The 16,592-nt window shown below is 67.0% G+C and carries 16 protein-coding genes; 6 read left to right on the top strand and 10 right to left on the bottom strand.

Annotated elements, in window-relative coordinates; translation table 11 throughout:
• Positions 1 to 47: 47 nt before the first annotated feature.
• From AB4Z46_RS14750 to sucC, 4 genes are all read right to left on the bottom strand, one after another.
• Positions 48 to 857, bottom strand: coding sequence for a Stp1/IreP family PP2C-type Ser/Thr phosphatase (locus AB4Z46_RS14750; RefSeq protein WP_442284250.1), 810 nt, complete (start codon positions 855 to 857; stop codon positions 48 to 50).
• A 25-nt stretch (positions 858 to 882) separates the two neighbouring features.
• Entirely contained in the window at positions 883 to 1,563 is a 681-nt protein-coding gene (locus tag AB4Z46_RS14745) for a TerC family protein (RefSeq protein ID WP_442284249.1), read from the bottom strand.
• Positions 1,564 to 1,658: 95 nt separating this feature from the next.
• Complete coding sequence (gene sucD, locus AB4Z46_RS14740; RefSeq protein WP_442284248.1) at positions 1,659 to 2,552, bottom strand: succinate--CoA ligase subunit alpha; 894 nt, start codon at positions 2,550 to 2,552, stop codon at positions 1,659 to 1,661.
• A 9-nt stretch (positions 2,553 to 2,561) separates the two neighbouring features.
• Positions 2,562 to 3,728 (bottom strand): ADP-forming succinate--CoA ligase subunit beta, encoded by a 1,167-nt coding sequence (gene sucC, locus AB4Z46_RS14735; protein ID WP_442284247.1) that lies wholly within the window; start codon positions 3,726 to 3,728, stop codon positions 2,562 to 2,564.
• Positions 3,729 to 3,908: 180 nt separating this feature from the next.
• Here sucC and argC point away from each other — a divergent pair, with 180 nt between their 5' ends.
• Positions 3,909 to 4,832 (top strand): N-acetyl-gamma-glutamyl-phosphate reductase, encoded by a 924-nt coding sequence (argC, locus tag AB4Z46_RS14730; RefSeq protein ID WP_442284246.1) that lies wholly within the window; start codon positions 3,909 to 3,911, stop codon positions 4,830 to 4,832.
• A 27-nt stretch (positions 4,833 to 4,859) separates the two neighbouring features.
• Here the strand turns inward: argC and AB4Z46_RS14725 are convergent, their stop codons facing one another.
• A complete protein-coding gene (locus tag AB4Z46_RS14725) occupies positions 4,860 to 5,810 on the bottom strand; it encodes a LysR family transcriptional regulator (protein WP_442284245.1) in 951 nt (316 codons plus the stop codon).
• 110 nt (positions 5,811 to 5,920) lie between these two features.
• On the opposite strand from AB4Z46_RS14725, the gene AB4Z46_RS14720 reads away from it, so the two are divergent.
• Positions 5,921 to 7,264, top strand: a complete 1,344-nt coding sequence (locus AB4Z46_RS14720; protein WP_442284244.1) for an MFS transporter — start codon at positions 5,921 to 5,923, stop codon at positions 7,262 to 7,264.
• Positions 7,265 to 7,281: 17 nt separating this feature from the next.
• On the opposite strand, the gene recX is transcribed toward AB4Z46_RS14720, so the two are convergent.
• Positions 7,282 to 7,746, bottom strand: coding sequence for a recombination regulator RecX (recX, locus tag AB4Z46_RS14715; RefSeq protein WP_442284243.1), 465 nt, complete (start codon positions 7,744 to 7,746; stop codon positions 7,282 to 7,284).
• A 10-nt stretch (positions 7,747 to 7,756) separates the two neighbouring features.
• A complete protein-coding gene (gene recA / locus AB4Z46_RS14710) occupies positions 7,757 to 8,869 on the bottom strand; it encodes a recombinase RecA (protein WP_442284242.1) in 1,113 nt (370 codons plus the stop codon).
• Between the two features lie 144 nt (positions 8,870 to 9,013).
• Here recA and AB4Z46_RS14705 point away from each other — a divergent pair, with 144 nt between their 5' ends.
• The 3 genes from AB4Z46_RS14705 (at position 9,014) to AB4Z46_RS14695 (ending at position 11,797) form a co-directional block, all read left to right on the top strand.
• The gene (locus AB4Z46_RS14705; RefSeq protein WP_442284241.1) at positions 9,014 to 9,499 is read left to right on the top strand and encodes a MarR family winged helix-turn-helix transcriptional regulator; all 486 of its coding nucleotides are present in this window, start codon (positions 9,014 to 9,016) and stop codon (positions 9,497 to 9,499) included.
• Positions 9,500 to 9,628: 129 nt separating this feature from the next.
• Entirely contained in the window at positions 9,629 to 10,303 is a 675-nt protein-coding gene (locus AB4Z46_RS14700; RefSeq protein WP_442284240.1) for a response regulator, read from the top strand.
• Positions 10,304 to 10,387: 84 nt separating this feature from the next.
• Complete coding sequence (locus AB4Z46_RS14695; RefSeq protein ID WP_442284372.1) at positions 10,388 to 11,797, top strand: sensor histidine kinase N-terminal domain-containing protein; 1,410 nt, start codon at positions 10,388 to 10,390, stop codon at positions 11,795 to 11,797.
• Here the strand turns inward: AB4Z46_RS14695 and AB4Z46_RS14690 are convergent.
• From AB4Z46_RS14690 to AB4Z46_RS14680, 3 genes are read right to left on the bottom strand one after another with little or no spacing between them, the layout of a single operon-like run.
• A complete protein-coding gene (locus AB4Z46_RS14690) occupies positions 11,794 to 11,982 on the bottom strand; it encodes a sporulation protein (RefSeq protein WP_442284239.1) in 189 nt (62 codons plus the stop codon). The genes AB4Z46_RS14695 and AB4Z46_RS14690 overlap by 4 nt on opposite strands.
• Positions 11,979 to 12,776 carry a biotin--[acetyl-CoA-carboxylase] ligase gene (locus tag AB4Z46_RS14685; protein ID WP_442284238.1) on the bottom strand — a complete coding sequence of 266 codons (798 nt, stop codon included), beginning with the start codon at positions 12,774 to 12,776 and terminating at the stop codon, positions 11,979 to 11,981. Before AB4Z46_RS14685 ends, AB4Z46_RS14690 begins: the two co-directional genes overlap by 4 nt.
• 2 nt (positions 12,777 to 12,778) lie before the next feature.
• Positions 12,779 to 13,372: an SET domain-containing protein gene (locus tag AB4Z46_RS14680; protein ID WP_442284237.1), complete on the bottom strand. Its 594-nt coding sequence runs from the start codon at positions 13,370 to 13,372 to the stop codon at positions 12,779 to 12,781.
• A gap of 280 nt (positions 13,373 to 13,652) precedes the next feature.
• Here AB4Z46_RS14680 and AB4Z46_RS14675 point away from each other — a divergent pair, with 280 nt between their 5' ends.
• The gene (locus AB4Z46_RS14675) at positions 13,653 to 16,583 is read left to right on the top strand and encodes a DNA topoisomerase III (protein WP_442284236.1); all 2,931 of its coding nucleotides are present in this window, start codon (positions 13,653 to 13,655) and stop codon (positions 16,581 to 16,583) included.
• The last annotated feature ends 9 nt before the right edge of the window (positions 16,584 to 16,592 follow it).

Genomic DNA, 16,592 nt, shown 5'->3' with positions numbered 1-16,592 from the left:
CTTGCTCACGGCGGGGCCCTTGCAACAATGGGTTTTCCTGACCTCTGCTATGGGGTTGCCTCAGGGGCCTTGCTACCGCCCGCCCGGGCCAGGACGACCGAAATGTTATCCCGGCCGCCATTGTCGTTCGCAGTTGCAACCAAAAGTGTTGCTTTCTCTGGCAAGCCGATATTTTGTAACAAAATTGTGAAAAGCTGCGCGTCCGGCACCATTTCGGACAGGCCGTCGGAACACAGCAGGAACAGGTCGCCCGGCATCACGCCGTGCTCGTGCATCTCGAGGTCGACGTGGCGCTCGATGCCGAGCGCGCGCGTGACCAGGTTGCGGTGCGGCGACTGCAGGGCCTGCTCCGGCGTGATGACGCCGGCGTCGAGCTGCTCCTGCAGCAGCGAATGGTCGCGCGTCAGCCGCTCCAGCGTGTCGCCGCGCAGCCGGTAGCAGCGCGAGTCGCCGATGTGGCCGATGATCGCGCGCTGCGGCCCGAAGGCGGCCAGCACCAGCGTGGTCCCCATGCCCTGGAGCTGCACGTTCGCGATGCCCGCTTCGAGGATGGCCGCGTTGGCCTCGTCGGTGCCGGCCTGCAGGGCGCGCTTGACCGCCTTCACATGGGCGTGCGGGCCCGCATGGGCGAGCCAGCGGCCGAAGCTGGCCTGCAGCAGCGCGATCGCCATGCCGCTGGCGACCTCGCCGCCGTTGTAGCCGCCCATGCCGTCGGCCAGCAGCACCAGGCCCAGCGAGGGCTCGAAGGCGATGGTGTCCTCGTTGTTGGCGCGCACCCGGCCCGGATCGGTCAGCGCGGCGAAATCCCATGCCAGCACGCCGGGATCGTTGGAAACTTCAGTGCCGGATTTCGCCATGGATCAGGAGGTTGGTTGGCTGCGCTCAGCCGGGGGCGTGGGATCGCTTCTGCAGCCATCTTCCCACGGCCACCACGAACGCCGCGCCGGCCGCTGCCGCCGCGTAGTGCAGCCACGGATTGGCCACGAGCATATCGCGCAGGATGGTATCGCTGACGATCGTCTCGCCGGCCACCCAGCCGATCAAGGCGGCGCCGAGCATGACGATGATCGGGAAGCGCTCCATCAGCTTGATCATGAGCGTGCTGCCGAAGATCACCAGCGGGATGCTGATCGCCAGGCCGAGGATCAGCAGCACCATGCTGCCCTGCGCCGCCGCGGCGACCGCGATCACGTTGTCCAGGCTCATCACCAGGTCGGCCAGCAGGATGGTGCGTATCGCGGCCATCATGCTGCCGTACTCCTTGTCTTCCCCATCGCCCTCCTCCTCGCCGCTGAGCAGCTGGGTGCCGATCCACAGCAGCAGCAGGCCGCCGATGATCTGCAGGTAAGGCAGCGCCAGCAGCTTGGCCGCGACCACCGTGAGGATGATCCGCAGCACCACCGCGGCACCGGAGCCGAACAGCACGGCCGTGCGCTGCTGGTGCGGCGGCAGGGAGCGGGCGGCCATCGCGATCACGACCGCGTTGTCGCCCGAGAGGATGATGTTGATCCAGACGATCTTGAGCAGACCGATCCAGAAGTCCGTGGTTTGAAGGAATTCCATGTCTCTTTATTCCACTGTTATTGATTGAAAAAGCGCCCGCAACCTGGTTGCGGGCGCTTTTTCTCTTGTGTGGTTCAGCGAGAAAACGAAGCTTCTTAGAGCAGCGCCTTGAGCCGCTTGGCGAGTTCCGAGAAGTTGCGCGTCACCGTGAAGCCGCTCTCTTCCATGATGGCGAGCTTGGCATCGGCCGTGTCGGCGCCGCCCGAGATCAGCGCACCGGCATGGCCCATGCGCTTGCCGGGAGGCGCGGTGACGCCGGCGATGAAGCCGACGATCGGCTTCTTCATGTTGTCCTTGCACCAGCGCGCGGCGTCGGCCTCGTCGGGTCCGCCGATCTCGCCGATCATGATGACCGCGTCGGTGTCGGGATCGTCGTTGAAGGCCTTCATCACGTCGATGTGCTTCAGGCCGTTGATCGGGTCGCCGCCGATGCCGACCGCGCTCGACTGGCCGAGGCCGATCTCGGTGAGTTGCGCCACGGCTTCATAGGTCAGCGTGCCGGAGCGGCTGACCACGCCGATGCGGCCCTTGCGGTGGATGTGGCCGGGCATGATGCCGATCTTGATCTCGTCGGGCGTGATCAGGCCGGGGCAGTTGGGGCCCAGCAGCAGCGTCTTCTTGCCGCCCGCGGCTTCCTTGGCGCGCATCTTGTTGCGCACTTCGAGCATGTCGCGCACCGGAATGCCTTCGGTGATGCAGATCGCCATGTCGAGGTCGGCCTCGACGGCTTCCCAGATCGCGGCAGCGGCACCGGCCGGCGGCACGTAGATCACCGACACGGTCGCGCCGGTCTGCGTGGCGGCTTCCTTGACGGAGCCGAAGATCGGGATGTTGAAGATCGACTCGCCGGCCTTCTTCGGGTTCACGCCGGCCACGAAGCAGTTCTTGCCGTTCGCGTATTCCTGGCACTTCTCGGTGTGGAACTGGCCGGTCTTGCCGGTGATGCCTTGCGTGATGACTTTGGTGTCTTTGTTGATGTAGATCGACATGACGTTTCCTTAGGCTTTCTTGACTGCTGCCACGACCTTCTGGGCCGCTTCCGCCATGGTGTCGGCGCTGATGATCGGCAGGCCCGAATCGGCCAGCAGCTTCTTGCCTTCGACTTCGTTGGTGCCCTTCATGCGCACCACCAGCGGCACTTGCAGGTTCACGGCCTTGCAGGCCGCGATCACGCCGGTGGCGATGGTGTCGCACTTCATGATGCCGCCGAAGATGTTGACGAGGATGGCCTCGACGTTCTTGTTCTTCAGCATGATCTTGAAGGCCTCGGTCACCTTCTCGGGGGTGGCGCCGCCGCCCACGTCGAGGAAGTTGGCCGGCTCGCCGCCGAACAGCTTGATGGTGTCCATGGTGGCCATGGCCAGGCCGGCGCCGTTCACCAGGCAGCCGATGTTGCCGTCCAGGCTGATGTAGGCGAGGTCGAACTTGCTGGCCTCGACTTCGGCCGCGTCTTCCTCGTCGAGGTCGCGCAGCGCGACGATGTCGGGGTGGCGGTACAGCGCGTTGCTGTCGAAGTTGAACTTGGCGTCGAGCGCCATGATGCCGCCCTTGCTGTCACGGTTCAGCGGATTGATCTCGACCAGCGAGGCATCCGTTTCCATGTAGCAGGTGTAGAGCTTCTTGAAGACGTCCACGGCCTGGGCGGTGGAGTCGGCCGGGATGCCGATCGCGTCGGCGATCTTCTTGGCCTGGGCGTCGCCGAGGCCGGTCAGCGGGTCGATGAACTCGGTGACGATCTTCTCGGGCGTGGAGTGGGCCACTTCCTCGATGTCCATGCCGCCTTCGCTCGACGCGATGAAGGCCACCTTTTGCGTCGCGCGGTCGGTCACGGCCGAGACGTAGTATTCCTTCTGGATGTCGGCGCCGTCCTCGATGTAGAGGCGGCGGACCTTCTGGCCTTCGGGGCCGGTCTGGTGCGTCTTGAGCTGCATGCCGAGGATCTCGCCGGCGAGCTTCTTGACGTCTTCGATCGACTTGGCGACCTTGACGCCGCCGCCCTTGCCGCGGCCGCCCGCGTGGATCTGGGCCTTGACCACCCAGACCGGGCCGCCAAGCTTCTGGGCGGCCTCGACCGCCTCCTGAACTGTGTACGCCGGGATGCCGCGGGGTACGGGCACGCCGAACTTGGCAAGAATTTCCTTGCCTTGGTACTCGTGAATCTTCATGAGGGTGTCTCTCGGAACGGGGTTTGGAGAACGGGAGAATATGGCTGTTGCCCACGGGCCACGGCGCCTGGGGGGCGGGGGCGGCGGACAGCAGGGGACTGTATCATGGTGCGCCGCACCAACAATTGACCCGTGTTTGTGGTCAATACGTATTTACTCCCAAGCCACAAGAGGCTCCACATGCCCAAGGTCTTCATCGATGGCGAGGCCGGAACCACCGGCCTCCAGATCCGCGAGCGGCTCCAGACGATGCCGCAGATCGAACTCGTGAGCATCGCGCCCGAGCTGCGAAAGGACGTGGCCGCCAAGCGCGCGCTGATGGCCGGCGTCGACCTGGTCGTGCTGTGCCTGCATGACGACGCGGCGCGCGAATCGGTGGCGCTGATCGACCAGCTGGACGGCCGCCGCCCCAAGATCATCGACGCCTCGACCGCGCACCGCACGGCGCCCGGCTGGGTGTTCGGCTTCCCGGAACTGGTGACCGGACACGCGGATGCGGTGGCCAAGGCCGAGCGCGTGGCCAACCCCGGCTGCTACGCCACCGGCGCCATTGCCATCGTGCGCCCGCTGGTCGACGCCGGGCTGCTGCCGCCGGACCTCCCCATCGCCCTGCCCTCGGTCAGCGGCTATTCGGGCGGCGGCCGGACCATGATCGAGGCCTACGAGAAGGGCGAGGCGCCGCTGTTCGAGACCTACGCGCTGGGGCTCAAGCACAAGCACATCCCCGAGATCATGAAGTACACCGGCCTGACCCGCCGGCCGGTCTTCATTCCCTCGGTCGGCAACTTCAAGCAGGGCATGCTGGTGCAGCTGCCGCTGCACCTGGACGACCTGCCCGACCGCCCGACCGCGGCGCACCTGCACGATGCGCTGGCCGCCCACTATGCGAAGAGCAATACGCCGGAACGGTTCGTGAAGGTGCTGCCGCCCACGGCCGACGGCAAGATCGACGCGCTGGCGCTCAACGACACCAACGAACTCGAGATCCGCGTGTTCCCGAACGAGGACCATCGCCATGCGGTGGTCATCGCCCGGCTGGACAACCTGGGCAAGGGCGCCAGCGGCGCCGCCGTGCAGAACCTCAAGCTGATGCTGGGACTCTGAGCGCGTCTTCGCGGCGCCTTCGGGAAGTCATCGCCGCGGCTGCGGCTCGGCGGGCGCCACGCCCATTTGCAGCGCCACCCCGGACAGTGCCTGCCGCAGCCAGCGCTGCGCGGCTGCGTGGTGGGTGCGCGGATGCCACAGTTGATAGAAGCGCATCGGCGGGTAGTCGACGGGGCAATCCACCACCGCGAGCGGAAGCAACCGGGCATAGTGGTTGGCGAAATGGCGGCTGATCGTGAAGACCAGATCCGTCCCCGGCAGCATGTGGGGCGCCATGCTGAAAAAAGGGATCGTGATGCGCGCATTGCGGGCCAGCCGAAGACTGGCCAGGTGATGGTCGATGACGCCGCGGTGCGTCGATGAAAACGGCATCGGCACGACGTGCGGCGCCGCCAGGTAGTCGGCCTGGCTCAGGGGAGCGCGTGCCAGGGCGTGGTCCCGGCACATCAGGCAGACGATCTGGTCGTCGAGCAAGGGCGCCAGGTGCAGCCCGTCCGGGGGCCGGGGCCAATTGCCGATGACCACGTCCATGTCGCCTTGCGCCAAGGCCTGCTCGAAGTCGAAATCCGGGCCCAAAGGATGGACCTGCAATCGCGCGCAAGGCGCCTGGGTGCGCATGACCCGGGCCACTCCCGCCATGAACACCGTGGACAGGTAGTCCGGGCAGCCCACCGTGAACGTCGATTGCGTGCTGGCGGGATCGAAAGGCTGCGTGTCGGCGAGCAGGCGGTCCATGCCGTCGAGGACGTCGCGCAGCGCGCCTTCCAGTTCCAGCAGGCGCGCCGTGGGGACCATGGCGTTGCCGCTGCGAACCAGCAGTTCGTCGCCGAAGACGGCCCTCAACCGCCGCAGGCTGGCACTCACCGCGGGCTGGGAAAGATTCAGACGGACGGCCGTGCGCGTGACGCTGCGCTCGCTCAGCAGCGTCTTCAGCACCCGCAACTGCTGGCTGTCTAGCGACTCGTCAGGCTCGTTCATGGGTCTCGCCGTTGCGCGGCATGGGCATGGTTTATGCGGGATATAACGGACGCCGACTGTGCGCCGGGCGCGAAGGCCGGGATTATCCACCGGCCCTACTGGAGGAATACATGAGTGCGAATGCCTTTCCGCTGAGCCCGCAGACGTCCATCGAAGCAGTGCAGGAGCGCGACGTCACGTTCAGGCGCATTGTCTGGCGGCTGATCCCGTTTCTCACGCTGGTCTGGTTCCTGGCCTGGACCGACCGGGTGAACGTGGGCTTCGCCAAGCTGACGATGATGAGCGACCTGGCCTGGTCCGATGCCGTGTATGGCGCCGGCGCCGGCATCTTCTTCTTCGGCTACTTCTTCTTCGAGGTGCCCAGCAACCTGCTGCTGCAGAAGATCGGCGCCAGGAAGACGATCATGCGGATCGCGATCGGCTGGGGCCTGATGTGCGTGCTCATGGCCTGGGTGAAGACGCCGACGCAGTTCTACATCCTGCGCTTTCTGATGGGCGCGTTCGAGGCCGGCCTGCAGCCCGGCGTGATTCTCTATCTGACGTACTGGCTGCCCGCGCATCGCCGGGGCAAGGCCCTGGCCTTCTTCGTCTCCGCGTCGGCCCTGTCGCTCATGCTGGGCAGCCCGATCGCCGCTTACCTGATGGCGGCGCTCCAGGGCGTCGGCGGCTACCAGGGTTGGCAATGGCTGTTCATCGTCGAGGGGATCCCGTCGGTGCTCGCGGGCCTGGCCGCCTGGTTCGTGCTGAGCGATTCGCCCGCCAAGGCCAAGTGGCTGAGCGCACAGCAGAAGACGCACGTCCAATACGAGCTGTCGGCCGAGGCGGCGACGCTCGGCCCGCGCGAACACAGTTTCATGGCTTCGCTGCGCGACCCGCGCATCTGGGTGCTGATCCTGATCTTCTTCTGCATCGTGGCTGGCAATGCCACCCTGGTCTATTACGGCCCCAGCATCGTGCGCGAAGTGGGCATCACGGACATCAAGACGCTGGGCTGGGTGATGGCCGGCATCTATGCCTGCGGCTGGCTGGGCATGATCGGCAACGGCTGGCTCTCCGACCGTGCCAAGGAGGTGCGCTGGCACACGGCCGTGGCCGCCGGCATCGGCGCGCTGGGCCTGCTGCTCACGGCCTACTTCCTGGGACAGAAAAGCCCGATGGGCGTGATCCTGTCGCTGGCCTTGTCCGCCGCCGGCACCATGGGCTCCATCCCGATCTACTGGCAGATTCCCAGTCGCTATCTTTCCGCAACCGCGCTGGTGGTGGGCGTGGCGGTGATCAACTCGATCGCCAACCTGGCCGGGTACTTCGCGCCCCAGTTGCTGGGCGCCCTGAAGACCGCCACCGGACAGTATGCGCAGGGCCTCACGATGATCGCGGTGGTGCAGTCCCTGGCCACGATCCTGGTGCTGGTGTTCATCTCGCGCGAGAAGGGCCGCACCGAAGTGCCCGTCTGAAGCCAGGCGTGGGGGGCTCAGTCGGCCTCGTTGCCGGCATCGACGGCTCCGCGCAGGATCTTCGCGACGATCGCGCTGGAGAAACCGCGCGACAGCAGAAAGCGCGACTGGCGGGCCCATTCCTTCGCATCCGCGGGCGATGCCGTGAAACGACGGCGCCACACCTCGAGGGCGCGCGCCGATTCGCTCTCCTGCAGCCCCGCCACCGCCTCGGCCACCGCCTCGGGCGCGATGCCCTTGTGCAGCAGTTCCTGGCGGACCCGGGCGGCGCCCATGCGGGCCGCGCGCTGGTGCAGCACTGACTGCACCACCCTCGCCTCGCTGATGAAATCCTTGGCGGCGAGTTCGTCGAGGGCGTGGGCCAGGGTGCCGGGCTCTTCCTCGTATTTCTTGAGCTTGCGCTCGAGTTCGGCGCGCGAGTGCTCGCGCTGGCTCAGGAGACGAAGGGCACGGCCTTTGAGGGACGGGGCACTGAAGGCCATGGCACCCGGTTTACTTCTTGTCGGCCTTGTCGGCCTTCTCCGGCTTGTCGGCCTTCTCGACCGGTGCGTTGGCGTTTTCGATCGCCTCGGCCAGCAGCGGAATGCCCAGCGATTCGCGCACCTTGTTCTCGATTTCGCGCGACAGCCCGGGGTTCTCGCGCAGGAATTCGCGCGCGTTGTCGCGGCCCTGGCCGATCTTCTCGCCGTTGTAGGCGTACCAGGCGCCGGACTTGTCGACGATCTTGGCATTGACGCCCATGTCGATGATCTCGCCCTCGCGGCTGATGCCCTCGCCGAACAGGATGTCGAACTCGGCCGTCTTGAAGGGCGGGCTGACCTTGTTCTTGACCACCTTGACCTTGGTCTCGTTGCCGATCGCCTCGTCGCCCTTCTTGATGGTGCCGATGCGGCGGATGTCCAGCCGCACCGAGGCGTAGAACTTCAGCGCGTTGCCGCCGGTGGTGGTTTCGGGCGAGCCGAACATCACGCCGATCTTCATGCGGATCTGGTTGATGAAGATGACCATGCAGTTGGTCTTCTTGATGGTGGCGGTGAGCTTGCGCAGCGCCTGGCTCATCAGGCGGGCCTGCAGGCCGGGCAGCGAGTCGCCCATCTCGCCTTCGATTTCGGCCTTGGGGGTGAGCGCGGCGACCGAGTCGACGACGATCAGGTCGACCGCACCGGAACGCACCAGCGAATCGACGATTTCGAGGGCCTGCTCACCGGTGTCGGGCTGGCTGATCAGCAGGTCGGAGAGGTTGACGCCGAGCTTCTGGGCGTATTGCACGTCGAGCGCGTGCTCGGCATCGACGAAGGCGCAGGTGCCGGCCTGGCGCTGCATCTCGGCGATGACCTGCAAGGTGAGCGTGGTCTTGCCCGAGGATTCCGGGCCGTAGATTTCGATCACGCGGCCGCGCGGCAGGCCGCCGACGCCGAGCGCGATGTCCAGGCCCAGCGAGCCGGTGGAGACCACCTGGATGTCTTCGAGCGCCTCGCCCTCGCCCAGTCGCATGATCGTGCCCTTGCCGAACTGCTTTTCGATCTGGGCCAGCGCGGCCTGCAAGGCCTTGGCCTTTTCGCTGTTGGGGACCGAGATGCTGGTGCCTTTGACGAGTGCGTCCATGTGAGAACTCCTTGAATATCAACGGGTTGCGGGAAATTCATCCCGCTGCTTTTAATTACAGGCTGGATGCTTGAACAGTAGTGTAGAGGCGTATTGGCCCAGGCAAACCTCATTTTTAGTCAGTTTGCTTTACTATCGACCCCCATGACCGGCACGCAATTTCCGATCGACCACGACGCCTGGCGCCAGACCCACCTGGGCCGCCTGCTGGGCCACGCGATGCGGCGCTTCGACGAGCGGGTGCTGGCGTTGATGGCGCACGACGCCGAGGTGCCGCTGGCGCTGTCGAACCTCGCGGCGCGCGCGCAGGTGAGCGCCGCCCACATCCACATCACGCGCCATCTGGCCCGCGACGGCTCGCGGCTGACCGAACTGGCCGAGCGGGCCGGCATGACCAAGCAGGCGATGGGCGCACTGGTCGACCAATGCGAGGCCTGGGGACTGGTGCAGCGCGGGCCCGATCCGCTCGATGCGAGGGCGCGGCAGGTGCTATTCACCACCGACGGCCTGGCTTGGCTCGAGGCCTTCCGCAATGCCGTCGCGCAGGCCGAGGATGAGTTCCGCGCCAGCGTCGGCAGCGAGATCGCCACCGTGGTAACCATTGGACTCGAGGCGTACACGGCGGCCTAGAATCTGAAGGGGCTTGGCGCGACCAAGTCCAGGAACCCCGCGGAACCGGCTCCGCCGGGCCGCTGGGGTTGCCCCCGGAGAGGGGGTGCAGAGCCACACGAAGTGGGCGAGGCTGGGGGTGAGCCTAGTATGCGAATTCTGATTGCGGAAGATGACCAGGTTCTGGCCGATGCCCTGCTGCGCAGCCTGCGCACCTCGGGTTCGGCGGTCGACCACGTGGCGACCGGCTCGCAGGCCGATGCCGCGCTGATGACCAACAGGGAGTTCGACCTGCTGATCCTCGACCTCGGCCTGCCCAACATGCACGGCCTCGAGATCCTCAAGCGGCTACGCGCCCGCGGCTCGCAACTGCCGGTGCTGGTGCTGACCGCGGCCGACAGCGTCGAGGAACGGGTCAAGGGTCTGGACTACGGTGCCGACGACTACATGGCCAAGCCCTTCTCGCTGCAGGAACTCGAGGCGCGGGTGCGCGCCCTCACGCGGCGCGGCATGGGCGGCACCAGCAACGCGATCAAGCACGGCCCGCTGGTCTACGACCAGGCCGGGCGGGTCGCGACCTTCGACGGCAAGATGCTCGAACTGTCGGCGCGCGAGCTCGGCCTGCTCGAGGTGCTGCTGCAGCGCGCCGGACGGCTGGTGAGCAAGGACCAGCTGGTCGAGCGCCTGTGCGAATGGGGCGAGGAGGTGAGCCTCAACGCGATCGAGGTCTACATCCACCGCCTGCGCAAGAAGATCGAGAAGGGGCCGGTGCGCATCGCCACGGTGCGCGGGCTCGGCTATTGCCTCGAGAAGATTCCCTCGTAGCCGGTCCCGCTTCGTCCGGCCAGACGCTTGGTAAAACTCTTTCAGCGCGCGCAGCGCTCTCTCTTCGGCGAGATCCTCGATTGGATGCTCACGCCGCTGCTGCTGCTGGTGCCGGTCAGCATCGGCGTCACCTGGCTGGTGGCGCAGGGCATCGCCAACGCGCCTTTCGACCGCGCACTGGAGTCCAACATCCAGACCCTGGCCCGGCTGGTCGACGCGGACAACGGCCAGATCAAGTTCGTGCTGCCGCAACCGGCGCGCGAGATCCTCGGCAGCGACGATATCGACCAGGTCTACTACCAGCTGCTCGACGGCCACGGCACGCTGCTGAGCGGCGAGCGCGATGTGCCGTTCCCGGGCTCGGACGACCCGCCTGTACCGGGCGTGGTCTACCTGCGCGACGGCCAGATGCACGGCCGCAAGGTGCGGATCGCGTCGCTCTGGGTCGCCGGCAGCACGCCCGATGCGCCGTTCGCGCTGCTGCAGGTGGCCGAGACGCGCGAGAAGCAGTCGGTGCTGGCCACCGAGATCATCAAGGGCGTGCTGCTGCCGCAATTCGCGATCCTGCCGTTGGCGGTGCTGCTGATCTGGCTGGCGCTGGTGCGCGGCATCAAGCCGCTGTCGGTGGTGGAGGCGCGCATCCGCGAGCGCAAGCCCGGCGACCTGAGCCCGCTCGACGAATCCTCGGTGCCGCTCGAGGTGGTGCCGCTGGTGCTGTCGGTCAATGACCTGCTGAGCAAGCTCAACGACTCGATCGGCACCCAGAAACGCTTCCTGGCCGATGCCGCGCACCAGCTCAAGACGCCGCTGGCGGGCCTGCGCATGCAGGCCGACCTGGCGCAGCGCGAGGGCGCCAATGCCGACGAACTCAAGCAGTCACTCAAGCAGATCGGCCGCGCCAGCGTGCGCGCCACGCACACGGTCAACCAGCTGCTCTCGCTGGCCCGCGCGGAGGGCAGCGGCGCCAACATCGGGCGCCAGCCCTGCGACCTGGCCCGCCTCACGATCGAGGTGGTGCGCGAGGCCGTGCCGCGAGCCATCGACAAGCGCATCGACCTGGGCTACGAGGGCGCGGAGGCGGGCTCGCCCGGCGTGGTGTTCGAAGGCAACCCGACGCTGCTGAAGGAACTGGTGCGCAACCTGGTCGACAACGCGATCAACTACACGCCATCGGTGCCCGAGCGGCCCGGCGTGATCACCGCGCGGGTGCTGGCCGACCCCTTCGGCCACATCCTCGTGCTGCAGGTCGAGGACAACGGCCCCGGCATCGCGGAGCACGAGCGCGAGCTGGTGTTCGAGCCCTTCTACCGGGTGCTCGGCAACGAGGCCGACGGCTCCGGCCTGGGGCTGCCGATCGTGCGCGAGATCGCGCGCCAGCACTTCGCGGTCGTGCGGCTGGAAGACGCGCACCCGGGCCAGCAGCCGCCGGGGACCCTGGTGAGCCTGCGCATCGATGCCAATCCGCACGCCCGGGACCGCGTAGGGTCCGGCTAGGGTTTGGCAGGGGGCGTCTTGCGGATCTGCAGCATCTGCGGCCGGACCTGCTGCTGGAGGCGCTGCGGCTCGGTCTCGCTGAAGCGCGCGGGCTCGGCGCCGAACAGGGCGAGCGCGCCGCGAGTCCAGGCGAAATAGCCCAGGTTGGCGACCAGCAGGGCGACGACGACCAGCCGCAGGATCATGGCGGCATGCGCACCGGGCGGACGCTGACCTCGGCGCTGCTGATGGTCTTCACGCCGGTGGCGGTGCGCACCAGCAGCTCGCCGCCCCAGCCGACGCCTTCGCAGTGGCCCTCGGTGCCGTCGCTGAGCCGCACGTCGCGGCCGCGCAGGAGGTCGCGCTCGGCGAAACGGGCCGCGAAGGGCACGAATCCGCGTTCGTTGAAGAGCTGCACGTCGTGCACCAGCGGCCCGACGATCTCGCGCAGCACCTCGCCGGGCGTCGCGGCCGGGCGCCATTCCTTCAGCCAGGCCGGCGGCGTGCTCATGCCCGCGGCTTCGCGCGGGCCGATGTTGATGCCGATGCCGATCACCAGGTAGCGCTCGAGCGCATCCGGCTGGAGCAGGGCGGTCTCGATCAGGATGCCGCCGAGCTTGCGCTCCTGCACCCACAGGTCGTTGGGCCACTTGAGCGCAACGCCGGCGCTGCGCGACGGGTCCAGGCTCTGGGCGACGCTGGCACCGACCGCGAGCGAAAGGCCCGACCAGTCCCGCGGCGCCAGCGACAGGCCGAGCGAGAAGGTCAGCGAAGGGGGTTCCCCGGCGTCCTGCGCGCTCTGCCAGGGCCGGCCGAGCCGGCCGCGCCCGGCGGTCTGGCGCTCGGCCACGAGCAGCACCGGAGCGGTCTCGCCATCGCGCGAACGGCGCATCAGCTCACTGTTCGTCGAGTCGATTTCGGCCACCACCTCGACGCGGAGGCCGGGCAGCAACGGTGCCAGGCTCTGCGCGATCTCGTCCTCGAACCAGGGTGCGGCCATGTTCAGTGCTTGTCGGTTTCGGCCTTTTTCTTTCCGGCCTTCTTTTCGGACTTCTTCACGGACTTCTTCCCGCCCTTCTTGTCCTTCTTCTTGCTTTTCTTCTTCTTGCCCTTCTTGCCCTCGTCGTCGTCCTTGGGCGCCAGCAGGGTCCCGCGGCAATCCTCCGAGCCGCACCAGCACGGGAAATCGGCCTTCAGCTTCTTCGTGTAGGGCTCGTCGATGACCAGGCCGTAGTCGTAGCTGAGCTCTTCGCCGGCGGCGATGTTGCGCAGCGCCTTGATGAAGACGCGGCCGTCCTGCTCGTCGGCCTCGCAGCTCGGATCGCACGAATGATTGATCCAGCGCGAGGCGTTGCCGTCGACGTTGCCGTCGATCACGCGGTCGTCATCGATGTGGAAGTAGAAGGTGTGGTGGGGCTGGGCGGGGTCGTGCGGGTGGCGGCGCAGCGCTTCCTCCCAGGAGATGACCTCGCCCTTGTATTCGATGAGCGTTTCGCCTTCCGCAATATCCTGCACGGCAAAGACGCCGTTGCCATGGACGCTGGAACGCCGGGTCTGGATTCGGCGGCCGCCGGAAGTGGGGGATTTGGATGGCATCGCCGAAGTCTGTTAGTTTGAATATGTACGCATGCGCGTGCGCGTACGCACGCGAGAAGCGCCAGATTGTAAAGAGATGGCCCCCACGCTCCCCACTTCGTGTGGTTCGCTGCCCCCCGAGGGGGAACGGCAGGCCGCCCGAACGTGCGAAGCGCGGACTTCGCCGCGCTGGCGGCCCGGCGGCGGCCTGGCCCCCCGTGCCCGCCTTGCCATACGGCAAGGGGAGCGGGGTGGCCAGGGTCTGGCGCGGGCGGGTGAAAAGAATGAATAGGATTCGCAGATGAAAACTTTGGTGATTGCAGAAAAACCTTCGGTGGCCCAGGACATCGTGCGCGCGCTCACGCCGGTGGCCGGCAAGTTCGACAAGCACGACGAGCACTTCGAGAACGAAAAATACGTCGTCACGAGCGCCGTCGGCCACTTGGTGGAGATCCAGGCGCCCGAGGAGTTCGACGTCAAGCGCGGCAAGTGGAGCTTCGCGAACCTGCCGGTGATCCCCCCGCGCTTCGACCTGAAGCCGGTCGACAAGACCAAGACCCGGCTCAACGCGGTCGTGAAGCAGGCCAAGCGCAAGGACGTGACCCAGCTCGTCAACGCCTGCGACGCGGGCCGCGAGGGCGAGCTGATCTTCCGCCTGATCGAGCAGTACGCCGGCGGCAAGGCGCCGCTGGGCAAGCCGGTCAAGCGGCTCTGGCTGCAGTCGATGACGCCGCAGGCGATCCGCGACGGCTTCGACCAGCTGCGCACTGAACAACAGATGCAGGGCCTGGCCGATGCGGCGCGCTCGCGCTCCGAGGCCGACTGGCTGGTCGGCATCAACGGCACGCGCGCCATGACCGCCTTCAACTCGCGCGACGGCGGCTTCTTCCTGACCACCGTCGGCCGGGTGCAGACGCCGACGCTGTCCGTGGTGGTCGAGCGCGAGGAGAAGATCCGCAAGTTCGTAAGCCGCGACTACTGGGAGGTGCACGGCAGCTTCCTGGCCGAGGCCGGTGCCTACCCGGGCAAATGGTTCGACCCGAACTGGAAGAAGCCCCCGCCCGGCCCCGACGGCGTGCCCGACCCCGAGCAGCGCGCCGACCGGGTCTGGAACGAGCGCGAGGCGCGCGAGATCGCCGACGCCGCGCGTGGCAAGCCGGCCAGCGTCACCGAGGAAAGCAAGCCCACCACCAGCGCCTCGCCGCTGCTGTTCGACCTGACCTCGCTGCAGCGCGAGGCCAATGGCCGCTTCGGCTTCAGCGCCAAGACCACGCTGGCGCTGGCGCAGAGCCTGTACGAACGCCACAAGGCGCTGACCTACCCGCGGACCGATTCGCGCGCGCTGCCCGAGGACTACCTGCCGGTGGTCAAGGACACCATGGGCATGCTGGCCAACAGCGGCATGAAGCACCTGGCGCCCTTCGCCCGGCAGGCGATCGACAACAACTACGTGAAGCCGTCGAAGCGCATCTTCGACAACGCCAAGGTCAGCGATCACTTCGCGATCATCCCGACCCTGCAAGCCCCGAGCGGCCTGTCCGACGCCGAGCAGAAGCTCTACGACTTCGTGGTGCGGCGCTTCCTGTCGGTGTTCTTCCCGAGCGCCGAATACCAGGTCACGACACGCATCAGCACGGTGGAGCAGGGCGGCAAGAAGTACCCGTTCCGCACCGACGGCAAGGTCCTCGTGAAGGCCGGCTGGCTCGCGATCTGGGGCAAGGAAGCCGAGGACGACGAGAAGGAAGACGACAAGGACGGCAAGCGCCTGGTGCCGGTCAAGCCCGGCGAGATGGTCAAGGTCGAATCGGCCGATCCCAAGGGCCTGAAGACCCGGCCGCCGGCGCGCTATTCCGAAGCCACACTGCTCGGCGCGATGGAAGGCGCGGGCAAGACCATCGACGACGACGAGCTGCGCGAGGCGATGCAGGAAAAGGGTCTCGGCACGCCGGCCACGCGGGCGGCCACGATCGAAGGCCTGCTGGCCGAGAAGTACATGATCCGCGAAGGCCGCGAGCTGATCCCGACCGCCAAGGCCTTCCAGCTCATGACGCTCTTGCGCGGGCTCGGCGTGGAGGAACTCTCCAAGGCCGAACTGACCGGCGAGTGGGAGTACAAGCTCGCTCAGATGGAGCACGGCAAGCTGAGCCGCGAAGCCTTCATGCGCGAGATCGCCGAGATGACGGAGCACATCGTCAAGAAGGCCAAGGAATACGACCGCGACACCGTGCCCGGCGACTACGCCACGCTGGCGACTCCCTGCCCGAACTGCGGCGGCGTGGTGAAGGAGAACTACCGCCGCTACACCTGCACCGGCAAGCCGGGCCAGGAGCCTTGCGGGTTTTCGTTCGGCAAGTCGCCGGCCGGCCGCACCTTCGAAGTGGCCGAGGCCGAGGCGCTGCTGCGCGACAAGCAGATCGGACCGCTGGAAGGTTTCCGCTCGAAGGCCGGCTGGCCGTTCACCTCCGAGATCGTGCTCAAGTTCGACGAGGAAGCGAAGAACTGGAAGCTGGAGTTCGACTTCGGCGACGACAAGAACGCCGAGAGCGGCGAGATCGTCGACTTCGGCCAGCAGGACACCGTGGGCCCGTGCCCGGTCTGCGGCGCCCCGGTGTTCGAGCACGGCAGCAACTACGTCTGCGAGAAGTCGGTGCCGACCAACGCGCAGCCGACGCCGAGCTGCACCTTCAAGACCGGCAAGATCATCCTGCAGCAGCCGATCGAGCGGGCCCAGGTCGAGAAGCTGCTGGCCACCGGCAAGACCGACCTGCTCGACAAGTTCGTCTCGATGCGCACGCGCCGCCCCTTCAAGGCCTTCCTGGCCTGGAACAAGGACGAGGGCAAGGTGGCGTTCGAGTTCGAGCCGCGCACCAGCAAGTTCCCGCCGCGCAAGACCTTCGCCAAGGCGGCGCCAGCCGCGGCGAAGAAGGCGGCCGCGAAGGCCCCGGCGGCGAAGAAGGTGGCGGCCAAGAAAGCCGCGGCACCGAAGGCGCCGCGCAAGCCCGGTGCCGGCCTCAAGCCCAGCGACGCGCTGGCCGCGGTGATCGGCGCCGAACCGGTGGCGCGCACCGAGGTCATCAAGAAGCTGTGGGACTACATCAAGGCCAACGGCCTGCAGGACGCGGCCAACAAGCGCGCCATCAATGCCGACGCCAAGCTCAAGCCGGTGTTCGGCAAGGACCAGGTCACGATGTTCGAGCTGGCCGGCATCGTCGGCAAGCACCTGAGCGCATGAAGGAGATTC

This window comes from Variovorax sp. M-6 (assembly GCF_052114385.1).
In the GTDB taxonomy this organism is placed as follows: Bacteria; Pseudomonadota; Gammaproteobacteria; order Burkholderiales; family Burkholderiaceae_C; genus Variovorax.
This window is presented reverse-complemented; position numbering and strand designations above follow the sequence as displayed.